The organism is Desulforamulus profundi, assembly GCF_002607855.1.
This window is the reverse complement of record NZ_AWQQ01000095.1, coordinates 1-17,688: the sequence shown is the minus strand read 5'-3', so window position 1 is coordinate 17,688 and position 17,688 is coordinate 1. Positions and strand designations below refer to the sequence as shown.

Below are 17,688 nucleotides of genomic sequence, written 5' to 3'. Positions count from 1 at the left end.
TTAATTACTAGATAAAAAGAAGGTGGTTTTGGTTTTAAAAATCTATCGCCTTATTGCGACATTATCTGCACTTGTATTAATGAGAGGAATCTAATCGCAATGTGTAGAAATATTACATAAAATTTACCAAACCTCTTAGGGGGCTACTATGTCTATATTTAAAAAGCTTTTTCACTAGCGTTGCATAAATAAATTTCCAAAATGTCAATATCTAAAATTCTAGAAAAAAACCAATAAATCATTGTTTTTCCAGCAATATCCTGTAAAAATGATTAAAATCTCCTTATAATTGAGGTATAACAGGTAGTCCTGTCCATAATCTCAAAAATAAGGAGACATCGCATGGACAAGGATACCAATAAATCCACATATAATCAACTGTTTCAAGCAATTTATAACGAAAAATTTTTAAGCAATGTCAAAGAATCGGAAGTAGATGCTTACGCGAAAAAGCTAACCGTTGTTAAACTAATCCAATTGGTTGCGTATGCTCAGTTAGAGCAACTTGAAGGTCTGCGCCATATCAGTAACAGTTTGAACGATGATAATTTCAGTGCGGCAGTAGGTATAAATTCAATCAGTGCGTCACAGTTGTCCCGTAAGTTAAGAGATTTATCGCCTGAATTAGTTCAGTCTCTGTTTTCTGATATAGTCTATCAGTTTGGTATTGAAATCGGTTTTAAATCAATAAGGCAGGAACTAGGTCGTATTTATCTGATAGACTCCTCAACTATAAGCCTTTGTCTATCCCGATACCGCTGGGCAGAGTTCAGAAAAACTAAAAGTGGAGTTAAACTACACCTCCGTATCCAGCTGTTTGAACAAGGGGTTCTACCTGACAAAGCCATAATTAAACCGGCCAAACCTGCTGACAAAACACAAATGGATGCCTTGGTTGTAGCAAAAGATGCCCTTAACGTCTTTGACCGTGGCTACCTGGATTACAAAAAATTCGACAGTTATTGTAATAACGGCACCAGATTTGTTAGCCGTTTAAAAAGTAACGCAATAGTTGAAACATTAGAGGAATTTCCAACAAACCCGGATAGCCTAATCAAAAAAGACCACAAGGTAATCCTAGGCAAAGACGGCACAACCAAAATGCAACATCCCTTGCGACTAATAGAAACAGAGGATACCGAAGGTAAGCCTGTAATTATCATTACCAACGACTTTGAGTTAAGTGCCGAAGAACTAAGCGACATATATCGCTACCGCTGGCAGATAGAATTATTCTTTAAGTGGATCAAACAACATTTCTGTGTAAAACATTTTTATGGTTTAAGCCAACAGGCTGTGGAAAACCAATTATTGATAGCACTGATTACCTACTGCTTGATGATGTTGCTTAAAATAAAAACAGGTTATGAAGGCCCATTACTAAAAATTAAAATGTTGCTTCACACATGTCTTTACGTAGAATTCAGCGAGTTTGTACGAAAACTCCACCTCAAGTCAGGTCGCAGTTCAAGAGGACGACGGTGGATAGACCATAAAAAATCTACAACTTTACAGTAGAACAGGTACTACAAGGTGAAGCAGACCACCTGGATGATTTAACTTACGACCCGATAATAGCCTAGGAATTACATCATTTGTAAAAATGTGGATTAAAGGACTACCTCTTAAGTGGTTGTTCCTTTAGCATAAAGTAAAATGGGTTAATTGGTGTATACACCCAAATAATTACAAAATTATACAATTATATCTTCCAATTATTACCTTTTAATTTATGCGAAAGTTTTATGCAACGCTAGTGATTCTGTATATTATCCGCGTCATACCAATAAAGTTTTAAAAAGTCTCCCAGGATATTTGAGACTCCTGCGTCAGAATATTTCGATCCATCTTCACCGTGCTGCTGAAATGGAAAATATGTGGCTTTGAGTGCTGCAGCAATGTGTGTGCTTAATGAATTTACAGTAAATTCGAACGATATTTTATCCTGATCATCATTTTTAATTATGTTATCATAAATCACATTGTTAATGCCAAAGTTGCTCACCGCCATCGGGCTGCTTTGATTTAGATATCGAAAACTATCTGCAGCTGCCGTAATCGGCCAAGCTATTAAACGTGCTATATTTTGTACGCCAGACTCTCTCTGTTCTACACCTTTCATGTAAATATCCGATGCGATTTTGTATATACCCGGCAAACGCCTTTCATATTGATATTTTGTTTCTGCCAGGTAAGATGCCAATAATGTATTGATACCGCGCCTGCCCACAATAGCAGCAGGATTTCGTTTATATACTTCCAAAAGAAGTTTTTTGTCATATCTGGTTTCCAGGTTAGGCAAAAGTAAAACGACTTTACCCATATCTACAAGGTCAATCAATTCTGCGGGAGTAATGCTTTGCTGTTCCAAAAACCTAGCCAAGCGTTCTTCGATGGGAAGAGCTATATAAACAGTATCGTACAGCAATAAGACATTACGTAGATCGATATTATCAAATACAGAAAAGTCGAGAAAGCACTTTAAAGAGTCTCCTCGATAAAAAGGCAAGTCATTTCTTGTTGCTTTTCCTGTATATATATCTTCTGCACGCTCAAACCAAAAGTCAGCTTCTGCAATCGTAAACGGAAGTTCCTTATGCAGGCTCAAATGCATGACTTTAAAGCTGTTTTCATATTGTTTAATTCCCTGGCTCTCTGCATTTATCTTTGGAAAATCCTCTTCCAGTTGTTTATTGTTATTATCGTTTTTATATTTAACTATTATTTTGTCAGTGCCCAAGTCTACGTCCAAGAGAAATCCCCTCATTTTTTCCATTTGGGACTCTTCGGTCTCCTTGGAGACCTCAATCAGGATTTCAAAATCAATTCCTTTTTTAGGAATCGTAATCCTTGAAATATCTATGTCATAGAATTTGCTTCGGATAAAGTTGTCCAAATCGCCTTCAGTCACGCAGGTTGCTCTAAAGCCGTTTACTACGTCCGATAAAGGAATGCTATCTATTCTATATAGAAAATCCGTTGGCCGGCGATTGGTTAAAACTACATTTGTTCCAACTTGTCTTATCGAATAGTTAAAATGCTTTGACAATTCTTCAAAATCACCTTTATAATTGGCACAATAAATTGCAAACTTGTATGTGTCTGTTTGATAAATCTCTGTTTCAAGCCCAATATATTCAATTCGCAGATTCAAATCAGATCTTTGAACTGTACCTTCCTGTTTAAGCATCCTGATTCTCCTTTACTCATTACTGTATCTTTTGGGTGCTGAATTTGCCACTTAAAATTTTCAATTATCACTCTATTTCTCAGTTTAGCAATCTATATTAGTTGAGCCTCCGCTTCCATTTGTTCTTCATGCCAACCAGCCATTATGCTCTTCTCTTTTTCAAACAGAGCTGCATCAATCCTCCTGGGATTGATAGCAAGCATTCCCTTTTGCGGTTCTATTGCATATACATAACGATGCACATGTTCAATAATAATTTTACGAAAAAACTTACTCCAATGCTCTGAATGGTCTAATCGTGCTAAAGGCATATTACTGCCAATTTGAGTTATCAGTAAGCGAGTGGGCGAAATTGGCATAATAATATTGCCGTTTTTCTTGCCCCATCCACCCTTGAAGTCATAATTATGCTCACTATTGAAATTCAAGCATATTACTGGGTCATCGGAGGTTGGAAATGATACTCCATTTGCGGCATGAATAACGTACCATTTATGTTTTTCCAGAACACTTACCATTTTCGTAAGTAGATGCTTTAATGCAAATAGATACATTCCTTTACCTATTAACGAATCAACTTTTACCTTGTTCATATCTTTAACAACCGTTACTTTGATTGGTAAAAATTTAGCTTCTTCAGATACTTGTGGTTGACTGTTAATAATCTGAGGATTTACTTCTAGTTTTTTTGATGCTTTTTGCAAGACATCTTCAAATAATACAGGCATTTCTGTGCGCCACCGTGCCATTAAATTATTAAGACGTGCGGGTGTCCTCATATATTGAGCGCCAATAAAGCGGGCGAGCTTTTTTGATTCAGCTTCATCCAAGCTATGACCTTTTAATAGATTATCAAGAACCATTTTTACAGGTGCTTCAAATTCTCGGTCAAACCATTTTTCAAAATCGTCGATTTCCTTTTCTCCCTCATTTCGCGTATAAAAATCATTCCAAACAGCGGTAGATTTTATTTTTCTATGATTCCAATAAGGGATTCTGGAATCAGGTACAAGTAAACTGTAAACAAAGATACTATTACCGTCTTTGCTCCAGTTTTTAAGATAAAATTGTGGTATATAATGATTGTTATGAGTAGTCTGATTTTACAAAATAACACCACCAAACCTATTTTTACACAAACTCAGCTATTCCGCTGTTCAAGGACCAGGGGACAGGTTTGAACTATGTTGTAGGTGTCTGGTTTTTCCGGATAGTTGACATACTTCTCAAAGCAAGTTAATTATTCCTCTTTCTGACCCGTTTTTTCCTCCAAAGCCAATATTCTGTGATCTTCAATAAGGATTTTCATTTGATTTATAGCAATGGAATTTAACTTTACCAACCTTTCGGCCTGGGGCATTCCTTCACTGATAAAAACGGCATTTAAATTCTCCAAATTTGAGAGGCAAACCAACTGTGAAACATTTGCGTAATCCCGGATATTTCCTTTTAAATCAGAATTGCTGTCACGCCATTGTTTTGCGGTCATGCCAAAAAGGGCGACATTTAATACATCTGCTTCACTGGCATATACATTGGTAATCTGACGAGGAGTTAATTCAGGTGGAATTAAATTCTCTTTGATTGCATCGGTATGTATACGATAATTTATTTTGGCAAGATTTCGTTTGATGTCCCAACCCAATTGTCTTTGTTCTTCAGCTTTTAGACGCTGGAATTCTTTTATCAGGTACAACTTAAATTCAACCGAAATCCATGATGCAAATTCGAAAGCAATATCCTGATGTGCGTAAGTTCCTCCATAACGACCTTGCTTTGAAATTATGCCGATAGCATTGGTTTGTTCAATCCACTGTTTTGGGGTTAATATGAAACTGTTGAGTCCGGCAGCCATTCTAAAGGCATCGAATTCGAGGTGTTTAAAATTTGGGTTATTGAGTTGTTCCCAAATACCCAGGAATTCGATAGTATTACGGTTACGCATCCAGTTTTGAATAACAAACCCTGTCCGTTCTGGATTTTTATAGCGAGCCATATCAGTAATGCAAATATAATCTTCCACACTATTGGAATTTAATATGTTGATTTCATTTCCTTGAACGTTTATCTTTCTTTCCATACTACCATCTCCTTCCATAAATATATCATACCAAACACACGTTCTATTCGCAATATGAAAACTAAACCTCACAAATAAACCCTTACAAATAACCGAGTAAGGTAAAGCCGAAGTAATTTGCTTCGGCTTTTATCCTTCTCACAGAACCGTACGTACGGGCCTCGTATACGGCTCCTGATAAATCTCAGTCACTATTACCTATAGTGATGCAAAATGCCGACATTGTATTTTTCCAGGTTTATTAACCCTAGTTCATCAAACCAGCTATTGGGCAACGCCATGCTTATTAAAGGACTGGCTGAGTTTTTCCATGTGGTCATGGAAATTTTCTCAAATTTACCCTTGTAACCGCGTCTTCTTAGCATCTTGTGCAGTCCCTTCCAGGTTTTCCATTCCTTCATTTTCTTCATTCGCAGCCGGCGCCTTATCCATCCCATCAGTCTTTGAATATTCCCTTACAGTTGGCTATCCGGAAGTAGTTTGCCCATCCCCGCAATACGGGATTTAGGAGTTTGACCATTTCCTCTACGTTCATTCCGTGATTTCTGGGAGTCATCTCCCGTATCTTTTCCTTGAAACTTTTCAGTTTCTTGGGGCTAATTGTCACGTGCTTGGAGTAGATTACGAAGCCAAGGTAGGTTACACCCTTTTTGTTGTCAGTTAGGTGGGTCTTTTCCCTGTTGACTACTAGTTTTAATTCCTTTTCCAGGAACTCTGTAGCTATCTGCTGATATTTCTTTGCTTCTTGGTAGGTCCGGGCAAAGAGCAGTATATCGTCCGCGTAGCGGACGATTCTTATGCCACGTTTCTTCATCTCCTGGTCGAATCTGTCCAGGTAGATATTTGTCAATAGGGGAGAGATAACTCCGCCTTGCGGGCTCCCCAAGTCTGTTTCTTCCCATGCTCCGTCTTTCATTACTCCAACAGTCAGAAATTTCTTTATCAGTTTCAGGATGCTTCCGTCACTGATTTTACGGTTGACTCCTTCCAGGATTAGTTCATGGTCCAGCCGGTCAAAGCATTTGGATAGGTCCATGTCTACAACATGATTCAGTCCATATTTGTTTATGAACATCTCTGCCTTGGCTACTGCCTGGTGACAGGAGCGCCCAGGTCTGTATCCATAGCTTGACGGGTGAAAGTCGGGTTCAAAGATTGGTTGTAGGATGTTTAGGAGGGCTTGTTGGACTATCCGGTCCCTTACTGTGGGTATACCCAGCGGGCGTTTACTGCCGTCCGCTTTGGGTATTTCTACCCGCAGCACCGGTTGGGGTTCGTAAATGCCGGTTTTGAGTTCGTGTTGAAGTTGGCTTAACCTTTCTTGCAGGTTTTGGCCGAAGGCTTCCACGGTCTCCCCGTCTACTCCGGGGGCGCCATTGTTGGCTTTAACGGCTTTGTATGCTTTTTCCAGGTTGTCCATCCGGTATACTTTGTCTATTAGGCTATACCATTTCTTCAATCACTTCACCCCATTTCGCTATGCTTCCTCTGTAGTCCAGGATTTCGCGCCGGTTCCTTCATGTGCTTTTCAGGCGTCTCTAGCTCTCTGGCAATCTTACCTCTCCAGTCACTCTACTCCGGCTGAGCGGACGTACTGCCCAGCAGGTTCGTCACCCCCGGTTCAGCCGTTCCCTTTGGCTTTCCAGCCAAAGTTGTCTTCTCTTCCCATCCTTTGTCTACTTTGGTTGCATTCTTTGATTTATCTTTCTCCCTTCGCAAGTACAGCCGCTTTTGGCTTGCTGTACCCCACTGCAACTAGGTGCAGTGTCCTCCCGTTTTGCCCTCCGGTCTGTTACCAGCTTTCATTGGCCGAGAGTTTGTCACTACTACGGAGTCATCTGCCACCCCACATCACTTCGTCCCGCACTTGTGTTTCCACTTGTTTGGGCCTACCCTCTCTAAGGATGATGCCGGGCTTCTCCGGTTAAGTTTACCTGCCTGAATCTGAACGCATCCGTCTTAACTCCTCAGGTTATCCAGCTTTCGGGCTTTCCCACTTTATGCAAGGTTACCCACCTGACGAGCCAACCTCGGTTCGCTTGCGCTATGTTCCAGATTCCCCCTTCAGCTTCCTTCAGACCCCACCGTTGGCCAGTGACGCCCTTGCTTACGGGTTGTCTTCCCGCTGGTTAGGTGACAGGGTTTCTTTCAACCCATCGGCTCAGTAAACATGCCGGACGAACATAAAACCGTGACAAGCAGCCACGGTTTTATTAACTCTTCAATTAACCCTCGATAATTCATCATAAAGCATTGAAATTTCTGAGTCTTATTCCTTATGTCATCTTTTTTATATCCTCAAGGGTCTCACCACTCACGATTGGTAAGATACTGTCCTAACCCTTTATTTGCAAGACTTTATGGCCTTTCAAGCAGACAAACCGTCTCTGTATGCTTGAGTAGACAAAACTGATGTCGTGAAGACCCACTGGTGCCTTGGCGGAGGGTTGTTTTTCTCGAAAACGGATTACTAAGATCCGATTTTTTGAAAACCTGACGCCACTCTTTTAGGATCAAAAGAGCATCAAATTTGTTCGGCATACCATCGTGTTGCTACAACTTTTACAGTCAGTAAAAATTGTGCACAATAAAACCTTTAAACAATTGTACCTAACTTAAAAGATTTATTCGGCACAATTATTAATTGTATTGAAATTCTCAGAGATGCCTAAGATAAAAGGTCATACTCTAGTTTTTAACGAATTATATAAATGAGCTTAGTGAAGTTGCAATCAGACATTTTTCATACACTTTACTTTCTTTCTACGAACCCCTTTTCTGGTGACCATTCACAATAACCAATCTTTGAGTAGCTGCAGTTACAACAGTCATCCCCATCACCAAGCGTTTTACTTCTTGTAAATCCATTACCCATAAGATTTGCCATTAAATAATCCATTCGGCAAATCCCAGGTAACAACTGTGGAACGTTAAAGTCTTTGGACAGCTTTTTAAATGCGCATTCAATGATATCTATTTCAAAACAGTTATCATTTATGTTTCTAAAACTAATTTTCCAATCATATAGATGCAACTTCCCTTGTTTCTGCCGTTCAATATGTCTAGCTGCTTTACTTCGAAAGCTATCTACATATATTTTCCCACTCATTTTTAATAGAAATTGGGGAAATATTTTCATAAAATTTTCATTTAGCAACCAAATTTCTTTGTCTATTTCACTTGGCTCAAGTTTGAGCTGTTCCAACGCTTTATACCATGCAATATAAATAGGTGCAAACTTATAATTCATTGAAAAAACACTTTCCCCTATGTTCGGGATATTTGGAACAATATCATCAAAATACCTGAAGGATAATTTTCTGAAATTATCAAACCAATCGTGACCATATTTCTCACAAAAACATTTTTTGCTTTTATGCATAGATATTGAAAGTATAAATCTATTCATCAAATTTCTCCATTTTCTCCGGTTTATTTACTTTACCTGTATATACATAACCAGTCAACACTCGTGGATATATATCAGCCTTCTCGCATTCAAATTTTAACAGTTGAAAACCACACTGAACCATTTCATATTTATACTGTCTATTAATATTACAGCCATAAGCAAATATGTTGTAGAACGGGTTGAACATATTTTGAATCATACTCGTCAATTTATCTTTAGCTTTTCCATGTTCTAAAAAAACAAATTGCCCACCAGGTTTCAATACACGGTAAATCTCTGCAAGAACCTTTCTTAAATTTTCTACGCTACAAAGTACAAATGTTGATACAACAGTATCAAACGAGTTATCATCAAACGGTAGAAAATCTGCACTTGCAAATATTAAATTTACATTGATATTCGAGCTGTCAATTTTTCTAATGTAGTTGTCTACTGCAGTTATCTGATCTACATGCTCGGGGTATAATGTAAGATTTGTTCCCTCACCAATACCAATTTCCAATATCTCTCCTTTAGCATCAGATAATATCTTTTTCCGAAGTTCTAAAATTGATTTCTTCCCAATATTTTTCTTCATCATCATTGGAAATATTTTATCTCGATACAAGTGCATTTTCACACTTCCCCTCAAATTCAACACAAATTTACTTGAAACCAAAATATAATAGTACGATTGCTCCTAACACAATTCTATACCATCCAAAGACTTTAAAATCATGATTTTTATATATTTTAGTAAGATTTGAATTGCAATAATTGACACTAAAAATGCTGTTAGCATACCAGTCACTAAGACTATGAACTCAGTGGTTGAAAAGTTAAAACCAAACTTAACAATCTTCAATAAACTTGCACCAAACATAACTGGAATTGATAGAAAAAACGAAAATTCTGCAGCAATGCTTCTAGATGTACCTAAAATTATCCCCCCAAGAATTGTCGCACCTGATCTAGATGTTCCTGGGACAAGAGAAAGGACTTGAAAACACCCAATTAAGAATGCTGTCTTAAAACTTAAAGTATCAAAATCCTCTATTTTGCTAACTTTGTTCCTATTTCGATTTTCAATTACTATAAATAATACACCGTACAAAATTAATGTAATAGTTACCGTTTGATAATTGTACAAGTTATCATTTAGCCAATCTCCAAACACTACACCTATAACGCCTGCAGGGATAATGCCAATCAAAACTTTATACCATATATTAAATGTATTGATTTTCTCTTGTTCAGTTTTTGTTGAACTAAATGGATTTAGTTTATTAAAATAGAGAAGTGCAACAGCCAGTATAGCACCCAGTTGAATTACAACGAAAAACATCTCTTTGAACGCTTCAGACATATTTAACTGTATAAATTCTTCAACCAATATCATGTGACCCGTACTGCTAATTGGTAACCACTCTGTTATTCCTTCAACAATACCTAATAGGATGGCTTTAATTATCTCAATTGTCATCAAATATCTCCATTTATTCTTATTTATAATCTATAATCAAATAACCAATGACTCAAAAGTCAAGCTGCACGAACTACATCACAATCAAATAATACTCCAGAAAAACTCTTCGCTTTTACGTTTATATATTTTCCGAAGGATGTATGTCAATGACGCAAAAACAATTAATCCAACTAATGTTATTGCAATTCCAAATGTGTCTTTCGAATACATATTTGCACCAACACTTACCCATATAATAGTACCCGGAATTCTGGAAATTCCATAAATAATAAATAATCTAGACGGTTTTATTGGTGTTAATCCAGCTATATACATCATTAGATCTTTTGGAATAAAAGGAATTAAGCAAATTATGAATGTTCCTATCATCCCCTGCGTTGAATTTATCATTTTACTGATTTTATCAATTTTCTCCTTTTCTACAAATTTAGCGATAAAATCGTATCCCAAAAATCTTGATAAGTAAAATGCTGTTATTGAGCCTAACATAATGCCTACAATTGATAGAACAAATCCAATTGGTGTTCCGTAAATGTACCCTCCACAAATATTAAACAAATCCCCTGGTATTACTACCACAAGTACATGCAATGCTTGGATCAAAACATAGATTAGAAAACCAAAGTTTCCAAAAGAAAGTAGATAATCTCTAATCTTTTCTGGTTGCTTTGCATTCTCAATAATCCATGGTCCATAATTCCAAGCAATTGTCATTAATAGTACACCCGTACATACAAGAACTATAAATTTAACAATGTTCTTTTGATCAAATTCTGTTTTCATAAAATCACCCTCCATCAATTTAATGATCTAAGTGTAATTTTTTTAAATGAAAAACAGATTAAAATTTGGGGAAAATTAATTGAAATTTACTACCTTCATTAAGTATTGAGGAAACGCTGATTTCTAAACTTAACAGTTCACAAATTTCTTTAGCAATTGATAATCCAAGACCATTGCCACTAGAAGTCCTATTTCTTGCTTTGTCATTTGTGTAAAAACGATCAAATATAAATGCAAGCTCATTCTCACACATTCCACAACCTGAATCAATAATATCTAAAACAACTTTATCATCGTTACTAATGCAGTTAATCGCTATCGTGCCATTTGAATCTGTGAATTTCAATGCATTATCCAGTAATATGAGAATCAGCTGCTTTGTCATCGCCTTGTCAGTATTGATTTGTACATTAGGTTCACATGTACATATAATTTCGAAATTTTCATTACACATAGAAACATCCTTGTAAATTGTAGCTATTAATTCCGACAAATTAAACGGCTCAATCATCACTGCTTTTTCATTGTCCAATTTTGCTAAATATAACAGCTTCGTAATTAAATTTTCCATATATTCAGCTTCTGTTGTTATAGCTAATATTGACTTTTCTAATACCTCTCGATCATCTTTTCCCCATCTTGAAATTAGACTTGCATGTCCTATAATTGCAGCTAATGGTGTCTTTAGCTCATGAGAAGCATCTGATACAAATTGAGCTTGTTTATTAAATATGCATTCAAGTTTATCTGCCATATTATTCAGCACTAATGAAAGTTCATAAAGTTCATCTCGACTTTCTGGCAAAGGGATTCTTTCTGACAATCCTTTATAAGAAATATTTCTTGAGGTTTTTATAATAATATCAATAGGTTTCAAAGCCTTCTTGGCAAAAATGTACCCTGATATCAACGCAATCATTATCCCAACGAGATCTACCAAAGCTAAAATACTGAATAAAATTTTTAGAAAGACTTTTTCATCATGTAAATCTTTAATTATTACGGCGTCATATGTGATATCCTGAATGATACATTTGGTCTTTTCAATTAAAAAATCTTCATCCTCAAGTTCTTTTACTGCAATCCGATCATATGGAATCACTGAGTGTTCTATACCGTCAACAAATGCAGTGGTCTTAAACAATATGCCATCTTTGTTCCTAATTTCAACTAAAATATCCTTTCTAGAATAAAGCGCTTCACCATTTTCTATATCTGATAGTTTAATATTATCAGTGAGTATGTATTTTTTTGTAGTTTCAATATCATTATGCGCAGAAAAGAATTGATATAACTCAACACTATACAAAACACATGCACTTAAGCAAAATAATGTTATTGAGAAAATAAATGCAAAAACAAATGTCATACGTTTAGTTATTGAGAAATTCTTCACTAAATTCAATCTTTCACATCCTTTATGACATAGCCTATACCACGGATGGTATTGATAATTATGCCCTTATCATCGAATATTTTAGTCCTTAAGTGTTTAATTGTGACATCAACAACATTGCTATCACCGTAATAATTCTCATCCCATACATTTTGTAAAAGCTTTTCACGACTCATTACGATGTTTTTGTTTAGAATTAGCTGATAAAGCAAATCATACTCTTTTTTAGTCAAGCTTATTTCTTTCTCCTCTAGAAATACTTGATAGCTATTTGTACATATAGTAAGCTTTCCAACGGATAATTTATTTAAGTTTTGAGTTTGATTTCTTGTCACCACACGAATTCGAGCAAAAAGTTCTTCAATTCGGAAAGGTTTTGTAATATAGTCATTTGCACCACTGTCTAATCCTAACACTTTATCAGTAAGGTCACTCTTTGCAGTAAGCATAATAATTGGTATATTTGAAAACTCTCTCACTTTTTTGCAGATATCGACTCCATTAATATATGGAATCATAACATCAAGTAAAATAATATCAAATAGGCATTTTTTTACTTTATTCAGTGCTTCCCTACCATCATATGCAATGTCTGTTTCATACCCTTCGTGTTCGAGTTCCAGTTTAATAAATTCCGCTATATTTATTTCATCTTCAACAATTAAAATTTTCAACCTTATCCATCCTTTTATCATTAAATCAAGCTTGAGTTTGCTTCTGGCTATAATAACCCCTTGTAATATCAAAAGCATTGATAAAATCCGCCTCAATCTCGGTCAGACTTGAATATATAACATCAAGGCCCAATAATCTCATTAAAAATTGCTTTTGATCCTTTTTAATGGCAATTCCTCATACCACGGTTGTCTGTTCTTATCTTTCTTTTGAAAAGAGGAATAGATCAGGTAGAGAAGCAAGTCTCCCAAATATGAGTAATCCATATCATACCTATAAGCGTTGCCATCCTCAAAGCGAGCTAATCCGAAATCAATGAGGTATACATCTTCTTGATCGATGAGGACATTGGGAATCCGTATATCCCTATGAACAATACCATTCTCATGCAAATACATAATAATTTGAATCAATTTGATACCAATAGCGTATATTTCCTCATCTGAAAATTTATGATTATGTATGAATATCATATCTTTCAATGTCGTCCCCGGTTTCAACTCTAATACAAACGCATAGAATGATTTCTCATTTATAACCCCAAGAAGCTCAGGAATTCTAGAATCCCTGAGCTTTGAAAGAATCACTGCTTCATGTTCATTATTAGTTGAATTACGTGCAAAGATGCTAGGTTTGAATCTTTTAAGAACAACGTTTTTTTGAAGGTCATTTTTAGCATGAAAACACATGCCATATCTTCCTTCACCAGCTACCTCTTCAATTGTATATTCCCCATATTTTTTCCCACGATACTTTAAGTTTCTAAAGCATTGTATCAGCTCAACCATTCAATTTATTTCCGCAATTGTTACAGAATTTAGCATTGGGTGGCATTTTTCCACCACAATTTTGGCAATACAATTCCACGTTGACCTGCTCACCGCAATTCAGACAGAACTTTGAACCCGCTGGAATATTTCTACTACACTTGCTACATTGTAATGAACCTTGGTTTGGAATAGCTTGACTCTGTCTTGAATCATTGTTTTGATTTCTATAGTCATTATATTGGCCACCCGAATGACTTCCAGATGCTAACATATCAAAGATACCACCTAGAATACCTTTTTTCTGATAGTGGGTGCTACCATGATTACCATTTTTGTAATGACTTTTCTTTGAAGACTTTGAAAAGAAACTCATAAATTTACGCCCCTTTCTTCTATATTGTTTTATGTTCCTACTTATTCATTATTTATTCTTGCTCAGAATCACGAGTTTAGCCACTTTAACCAACTCATACCACAATACTGCTATACATGAAATTCCTGCCGAAAGTAGCAGTTGCCTTGATGATAAAGATGTCAATTTCAAAAATCCACTAAGAGGCGTGTAGAGCATAACTAACAGACCTGCTAACGTGCCAATAATAACTGCCCACATTACTCTATCCTTTATCTGTCTGATAAAAGTTTTTATTGCAAAATCTGTATTTGAACTGTTTACTTGAACAAGCAGTACATTGGATAGGAATATAATGCTTAATCCCATAGTTCTCGCCAGTGGCGCATTTTCTGGATACATATTTATAAAATTGTAGTATGTTGCAAAAGATGCCCCGAAGATCACTAATCCTTGCATGACACTCTTAGATAGCATTTTAGCCGTTAAGAGCTTTTCTTTTGGATTTCGTGGCGGTCTTTGCATAATATCGCGTTCTGCTGGCTGTCGCTCTAAAACAATTGAACACGTCGGATCAATTACAAGTTCAAGTAAAACTACATGCAATGGAAGTAGCAAAAGGCTTGTGGGACTTATTCCCATTAAAGGTGCTAGTAATGAAGCAAATGCTATTGGAATATGAATAGTAAATACATAACCAACCGCCTTTTTAATGTTGTCATATATTCGCCTGCCGTCCTTGATGGTATCCACAATGGTTGAAAAATTATCGTCCAGAAGTATCAAATCAGCTGCTTCCCTTGAAACTTCGGAACCACGTTTACCCATTGCTATTCCAATATCAGCATATTTTAGTGCTGGTGCATCGTTGACACCATCTCCGGTCATAGCTACAACTTCACCATTTTCTTTAAATGCTTTGACAATCCGCATCTTGTGTTCAGGAAGAACACGTGAAAATATACTAACATCTTTCACTTTTTCTCTCAGTTCGTCATCACTCATTTCACTGAGTTCATCACCCGTTATTATGTGATCGCTATTAGGCATGTTGATTTGTTTTGCTATAGAACTCGCTGTAATTCCGTTGTCCCCAGTAATCATAACAACTCGAACTCCAGCTTTTGTACAGGTATTAATATCTTCTTTTACTGACTCTCTTGGTGGATCTGCAAGACCTACCATTCCCAAAAGCTCCAGTCTACAGTCTGTGAGAGTATCTGGAATTTCATTTTCAACTTTAATGCTCATCTGGCCAACCGCTATAACGCGAAGGCCTTGTTTTGACATTTCGTAGATTTTAGCTTCTGCAATTTGTCTTTCTTCAGAGGAAAGGTTGCATAATGTTAGAATTCTTTCTGGAGAACCTTTTGCAGCAACTACAATATCATTGCCGTTTCTCCACACATTCCCCATCATTTTAGTTTCATCTGTGAAGGCATACTCTTTTAACAATTGTCCACCAAAAAGAATATCCTTTGATATACCCAATTCTTCACAGCGGGCTATCATAGCTTTTTCCATTGGATCGTATGCATCCGATTTACATCCCATACCCATTATCTTGGATATATATATTTCATCTCCCGATTTGCTATAGGTTTCTCTAACAGCCATCTTATTAAGTGTTATAGTACCTGTTTTATCGACACAGAGCACAGAAACTGCACCCAAAGTCTCAACCGATGGAAGTCTCCTTACAAGAGATTGTTTTTTAGCCAGTCTCCATGCTCCCATTGATAAAAAAACTGTCAAAATAACGGGAAACTCCTCTGGTATCATTGCCATTGCAAGAGTTATACCTGATAAGATGCTTTCAATTATTCTGCTTTTAATAGCGTGATCAGGGATATTGAAGAACGTTACAACCCCTACCAAAACAAACAGAACCGCTGCAATCGTACCACACAGCTTTACAAGTCTACCTGTCTGTTTCTGAAGTGGTGTATCTCCCACAGGGGCAAGCGCAATTTCCTTACCAATCTTTCCATATTCAGTTGATAGTCCAATTTTATCAACCAAAATTGTTCCAGTTCCTTGAGTAACAAGAGTTCCAGCATAGCAATAGTCACGTCGCCAATAATCATTATTCTCATTAATATAGTTCTCACTAGTTAATTTCCAGACACCAAGGGACTCTCCTGTAAGAGACGATTCATCAACACATAAAGTACTTGCTCTTACAACCGTTCCATCTGCTGGTATCTTAACACCCTCGGCAATATACATGATATCCCCAGGAACCAAGTCAGAACTATTTATAGTTTTTTCTTCTCCATCACGTAGAACCTTAACGTGTGGTGCCGATAAATCTTTTAATGCCTTTAGTGTTTTATCCGTTTTCCATTCTTGTATTGCCTCGATGCTTATTATTCCAACTACAAACACTAACATAATTGCTCCGTCCTTAGGTTCTCCAAGAACAAAGTAAACCCCTGCTGCTATTATCAGCAACAAGAACATTGGTTCGGTGATGACATGAAAAATCTTATGAAATATATTTTCTTTCTTTTCAGGTACTAGCTCATTCTTTCCAAACTGCTCCTGAAGTTTTTTTGCCTCTGAGGTTGTCAGCCCCTTCAACTCAGTGATTTTTTGATCTGTCATAAAAGTTACCTCAACTTTCTCTTATATATTAAAGATAGCTCTATGGCATTGCACTCTTCAGATATGTCCAAAAATAGGTACAAAAAAACCCGTGGAACATATTACTGTCCCACGAGTTATATTTACCCGCTGCCTAGTTAGGCCCAGCCCCATGAACTTACTTATAAGTTCATCGCCTGCTCAGTTTGTACTGTAGATTTATATGCAGTGCAATTAGATACAAGAATAATATCATATAGATTATAGTTTTGTCTAGTGCTTTTATATTAGAAACTTATCAGTTTGGATATAATTATCTTAGGTCATATTGTAGCAAACCACGCTGAATGGCGGTAACCAGTTCATTGCCAATTTCGGTAAATAACCATGTTTCAAACTATCGCCAATGACGGTAAGAAGGTACTGTTTCTCCTCCGTCATGGGGTAGTGTAGGAAGCTGTTACCACCCGAAGTGAGTGAGAAAAAACTATAAAAAGTTACCCTTACTGTTGAAAAAGACCTGGTTTTTATGAAGGAATACTACATTTAGTTGGAAATTGCCAATAGATCCACAGGATATCTATTAAATAAAAAATTCTTTCAAACCTCCTCAGCAGGGAGTATCTTTTTTGGGAAATAACAAATTTTTTGAAACCAAAAAAGCTACCTTCCGTATCTAGGTATTGAAAAATAATTTAAGGGGGTAGCTTTAATGTTCAAAAGAATCAAGTCGCTTGCAATTCTACTAGTAGGGTTGATGTTCCTAACTATAGGGCAACCCGTTATGGCACAAGAGGAAAAGAGTAATATAGGTGAAAGTAACGCCGATGGCTTACAAATACCTATTTGACTGTTCCAGCCTGTACACACTGAATGGAAGTAGTATAGGTGCATCTGGTACCACCCAAACTTACACCAATGTTAGTAAAATCACCACTACAGTATATCTGGAGAAGAAAACCTCCAGTGGCTGGACCGT

The 17,688-nt window shown here is 36.6% G+C and carries 13 protein-coding genes, 2 pseudogenes and 1 riboswitch; of the genes and pseudogenes, 1 reads left to right on the top strand and 14 read right to left on the bottom strand.

Translation table 11 applies throughout. The features are described 5' to 3' along the window. Nucleotides 1–342 precede the first annotated feature (342 nt). Nucleotides 343–1,583, top strand: a pseudogene (locus P378_RS14920) (IS4 family transposase). 170 nt (nt 1,584–1,753) lie between these two features. On the opposite strand, the gene P378_RS14915 reads toward P378_RS14920, so the two are convergent. The 14 genes and pseudogenes from P378_RS14915 to P378_RS14850 form a co-directional block, all read right to left on the bottom strand. After that, nucleotides 1,754–3,190 carry a hypothetical protein gene (locus P378_RS14915; RefSeq protein WP_099083808.1) on the bottom strand — a complete coding sequence of 479 codons (1,437 nt, stop codon included), beginning with the start codon at nt 3,188–3,190 and terminating at the stop codon, nt 1,754–1,756. 92 nt (nt 3,191–3,282) lie between these two features. Continuing rightward, nucleotides 3,283–4,266, bottom strand: coding sequence for a DUF4238 domain-containing protein (locus tag P378_RS14910; RefSeq protein WP_099083807.1), 984 nt, complete (start codon nt 4,264–4,266; stop codon nt 3,283–3,285). Nucleotides 4,267–4,430: 164 nt separating this feature from the next. Next, nucleotides 4,431–5,270, bottom strand: coding sequence for a KilA-N domain-containing protein (locus P378_RS14905; RefSeq protein ID WP_099083806.1), 840 nt, complete (start codon nt 5,268–5,270; stop codon nt 4,431–4,433). Nucleotides 5,271–5,706: 436 nt separating this feature from the next. Further along, on the bottom strand, nt 5,707–6,729 hold the full coding sequence (ltrA, locus tag P378_RS14900; protein ID WP_238473284.1) for a group II intron reverse transcriptase/maturase: 1,023 nt from the start codon (nt 6,727–6,729) through the stop codon (nt 5,707–5,709). 113 nt (nt 6,730–6,842) lie between these two features. Beyond that, the gene (locus tag P378_RS14895) at nt 6,843–7,025 is read right to left on the bottom strand and encodes a hypothetical protein (protein ID WP_099083805.1); all 183 of its coding nucleotides are present in this window, start codon (nt 7,023–7,025) and stop codon (nt 6,843–6,845) included. A 997-nt stretch (nt 7,026–8,022) separates the two neighbouring features. Continuing rightward, nucleotides 8,023–8,679: an L-2-amino-thiazoline-4-carboxylic acid hydrolase gene (locus P378_RS14890; RefSeq protein ID WP_099083804.1), complete on the bottom strand. Its 657-nt coding sequence runs from the start codon at nt 8,677–8,679 to the stop codon at nt 8,023–8,025. Next, nucleotides 8,672–9,295 (bottom strand): class I SAM-dependent methyltransferase, encoded by a 624-nt coding sequence (locus P378_RS14885; protein ID WP_099083803.1) that lies wholly within the window; start codon nt 9,293–9,295, stop codon nt 8,672–8,674. The genes P378_RS14890 and P378_RS14885 overlap by 8 nt, the downstream gene beginning before the upstream one ends. Nucleotides 9,296–9,326: 31 nt before the next feature. Beyond that, nucleotides 9,327–10,147, bottom strand: a pseudogene (locus P378_RS14880) (undecaprenyl-diphosphate phosphatase). An 81-nt stretch (nt 10,148–10,228) separates the two neighbouring features. Beyond that, entirely contained in the window at nt 10,229–10,930 is a 702-nt protein-coding gene (locus tag P378_RS14875; protein WP_180261132.1) for a TVP38/TMEM64 family protein, read from the bottom strand. A 58-nt stretch (nt 10,931–10,988) separates the two neighbouring features. Beyond that, entirely contained in the window at nt 10,989–12,326 is a 1,338-nt protein-coding gene (locus tag P378_RS14870; RefSeq protein WP_238473302.1) for a sensor histidine kinase, read from the bottom strand. 5 nt (nt 12,327–12,331) lie between these two features. After that, nucleotides 12,332–13,021, bottom strand: a complete 690-nt coding sequence (locus P378_RS14865; protein ID WP_099083868.1) for a response regulator transcription factor — start codon at nt 13,019–13,021, stop codon at nt 12,332–12,334. A 120-nt stretch (nt 13,022–13,141) separates the two neighbouring features. Then, nucleotides 13,142–13,789 carry a protein kinase family protein gene (locus P378_RS14860; protein WP_238473283.1) on the bottom strand — a complete coding sequence of 216 codons (648 nt, stop codon included), beginning with the start codon at nt 13,787–13,789 and terminating at the stop codon, nt 13,142–13,144. Beyond that, on the bottom strand, nt 13,782–14,144 hold the full coding sequence (locus P378_RS14855; protein ID WP_099083800.1) for a zinc ribbon domain-containing protein: 363 nt from the start codon (nt 14,142–14,144) through the stop codon (nt 13,782–13,784). The genes P378_RS14860 and P378_RS14855 overlap by 8 nt, the downstream gene beginning before the upstream one ends. Nucleotides 14,145–14,192: 48 nt before the next feature. Then, nucleotides 14,193–16,730 carry a cation-translocating P-type ATPase gene (locus tag P378_RS14850; protein WP_099083799.1) on the bottom strand — a complete coding sequence of 846 codons (2,538 nt, stop codon included), beginning with the start codon at nt 16,728–16,730 and terminating at the stop codon, nt 14,193–14,195. A gap of 102 nt (nt 16,731–16,832) precedes the next feature. Next, a riboswitch (NiCo riboswitch) is annotated at nt 16,833–16,924 on the bottom strand. Nucleotides 16,925–17,688: the final 764 nt, after the last annotated feature.

Excerpts from the sequence above, each read along its gene's own strand:
- P378_RS14915 (WP_099083808.1), bottom strand. The coding sequence starts at position 3,190 with ATGCTTAAACAGGAAGGTACAGTTCAAAGATCTGATTTGAATCTGCGA.
- P378_RS14905 (WP_099083806.1), bottom strand. The coding sequence starts at position 5,270 with ATGGAAAGAAAGATAAACGTTCAAGGAAATGAAATCAACATATTAAAT.
- P378_RS14890 (WP_099083804.1), bottom strand. The coding sequence starts at position 8,679 with ATGAATAGATTTATACTTTCAATATCTATGCATAAAAGCAAAAAATGT.
- P378_RS14885 (WP_099083803.1), bottom strand. The coding sequence starts at position 9,295 with ATGCACTTGTATCGAGATAAAATATTTCCAATGATGATGAAGAAAAAT.
- P378_RS14875 (WP_180261132.1), bottom strand. The coding sequence starts at position 10,930 with ATGAAAACAGAATTTGATCAAAAGAACATTGTTAAATTTATAGTTCTT.
- P378_RS14865 (WP_099083868.1), bottom strand. The coding sequence starts at position 13,021 with ATGATAAAAGGATGGATAAGGTTGAAAATTTTAATTGTTGAAGATGAA.
- P378_RS14860 (WP_238473283.1), bottom strand. The coding sequence starts at position 13,789 with ATGGTTGAGCTGATACAATGCTTTAGAAACTTAAAGTATCGTGGGAAA.
- P378_RS14855 (WP_099083800.1), bottom strand. The coding sequence starts at position 14,144 with ATGAGTTTCTTTTCAAAGTCTTCAAAGAAAAGTCATTACAAAAATGGT.
- P378_RS14850 (WP_099083799.1), bottom strand. The coding sequence starts at position 16,730 with ATGACAGATCAAAAAATCACTGAGTTGAAGGGGCTGACAACCTCAGAG.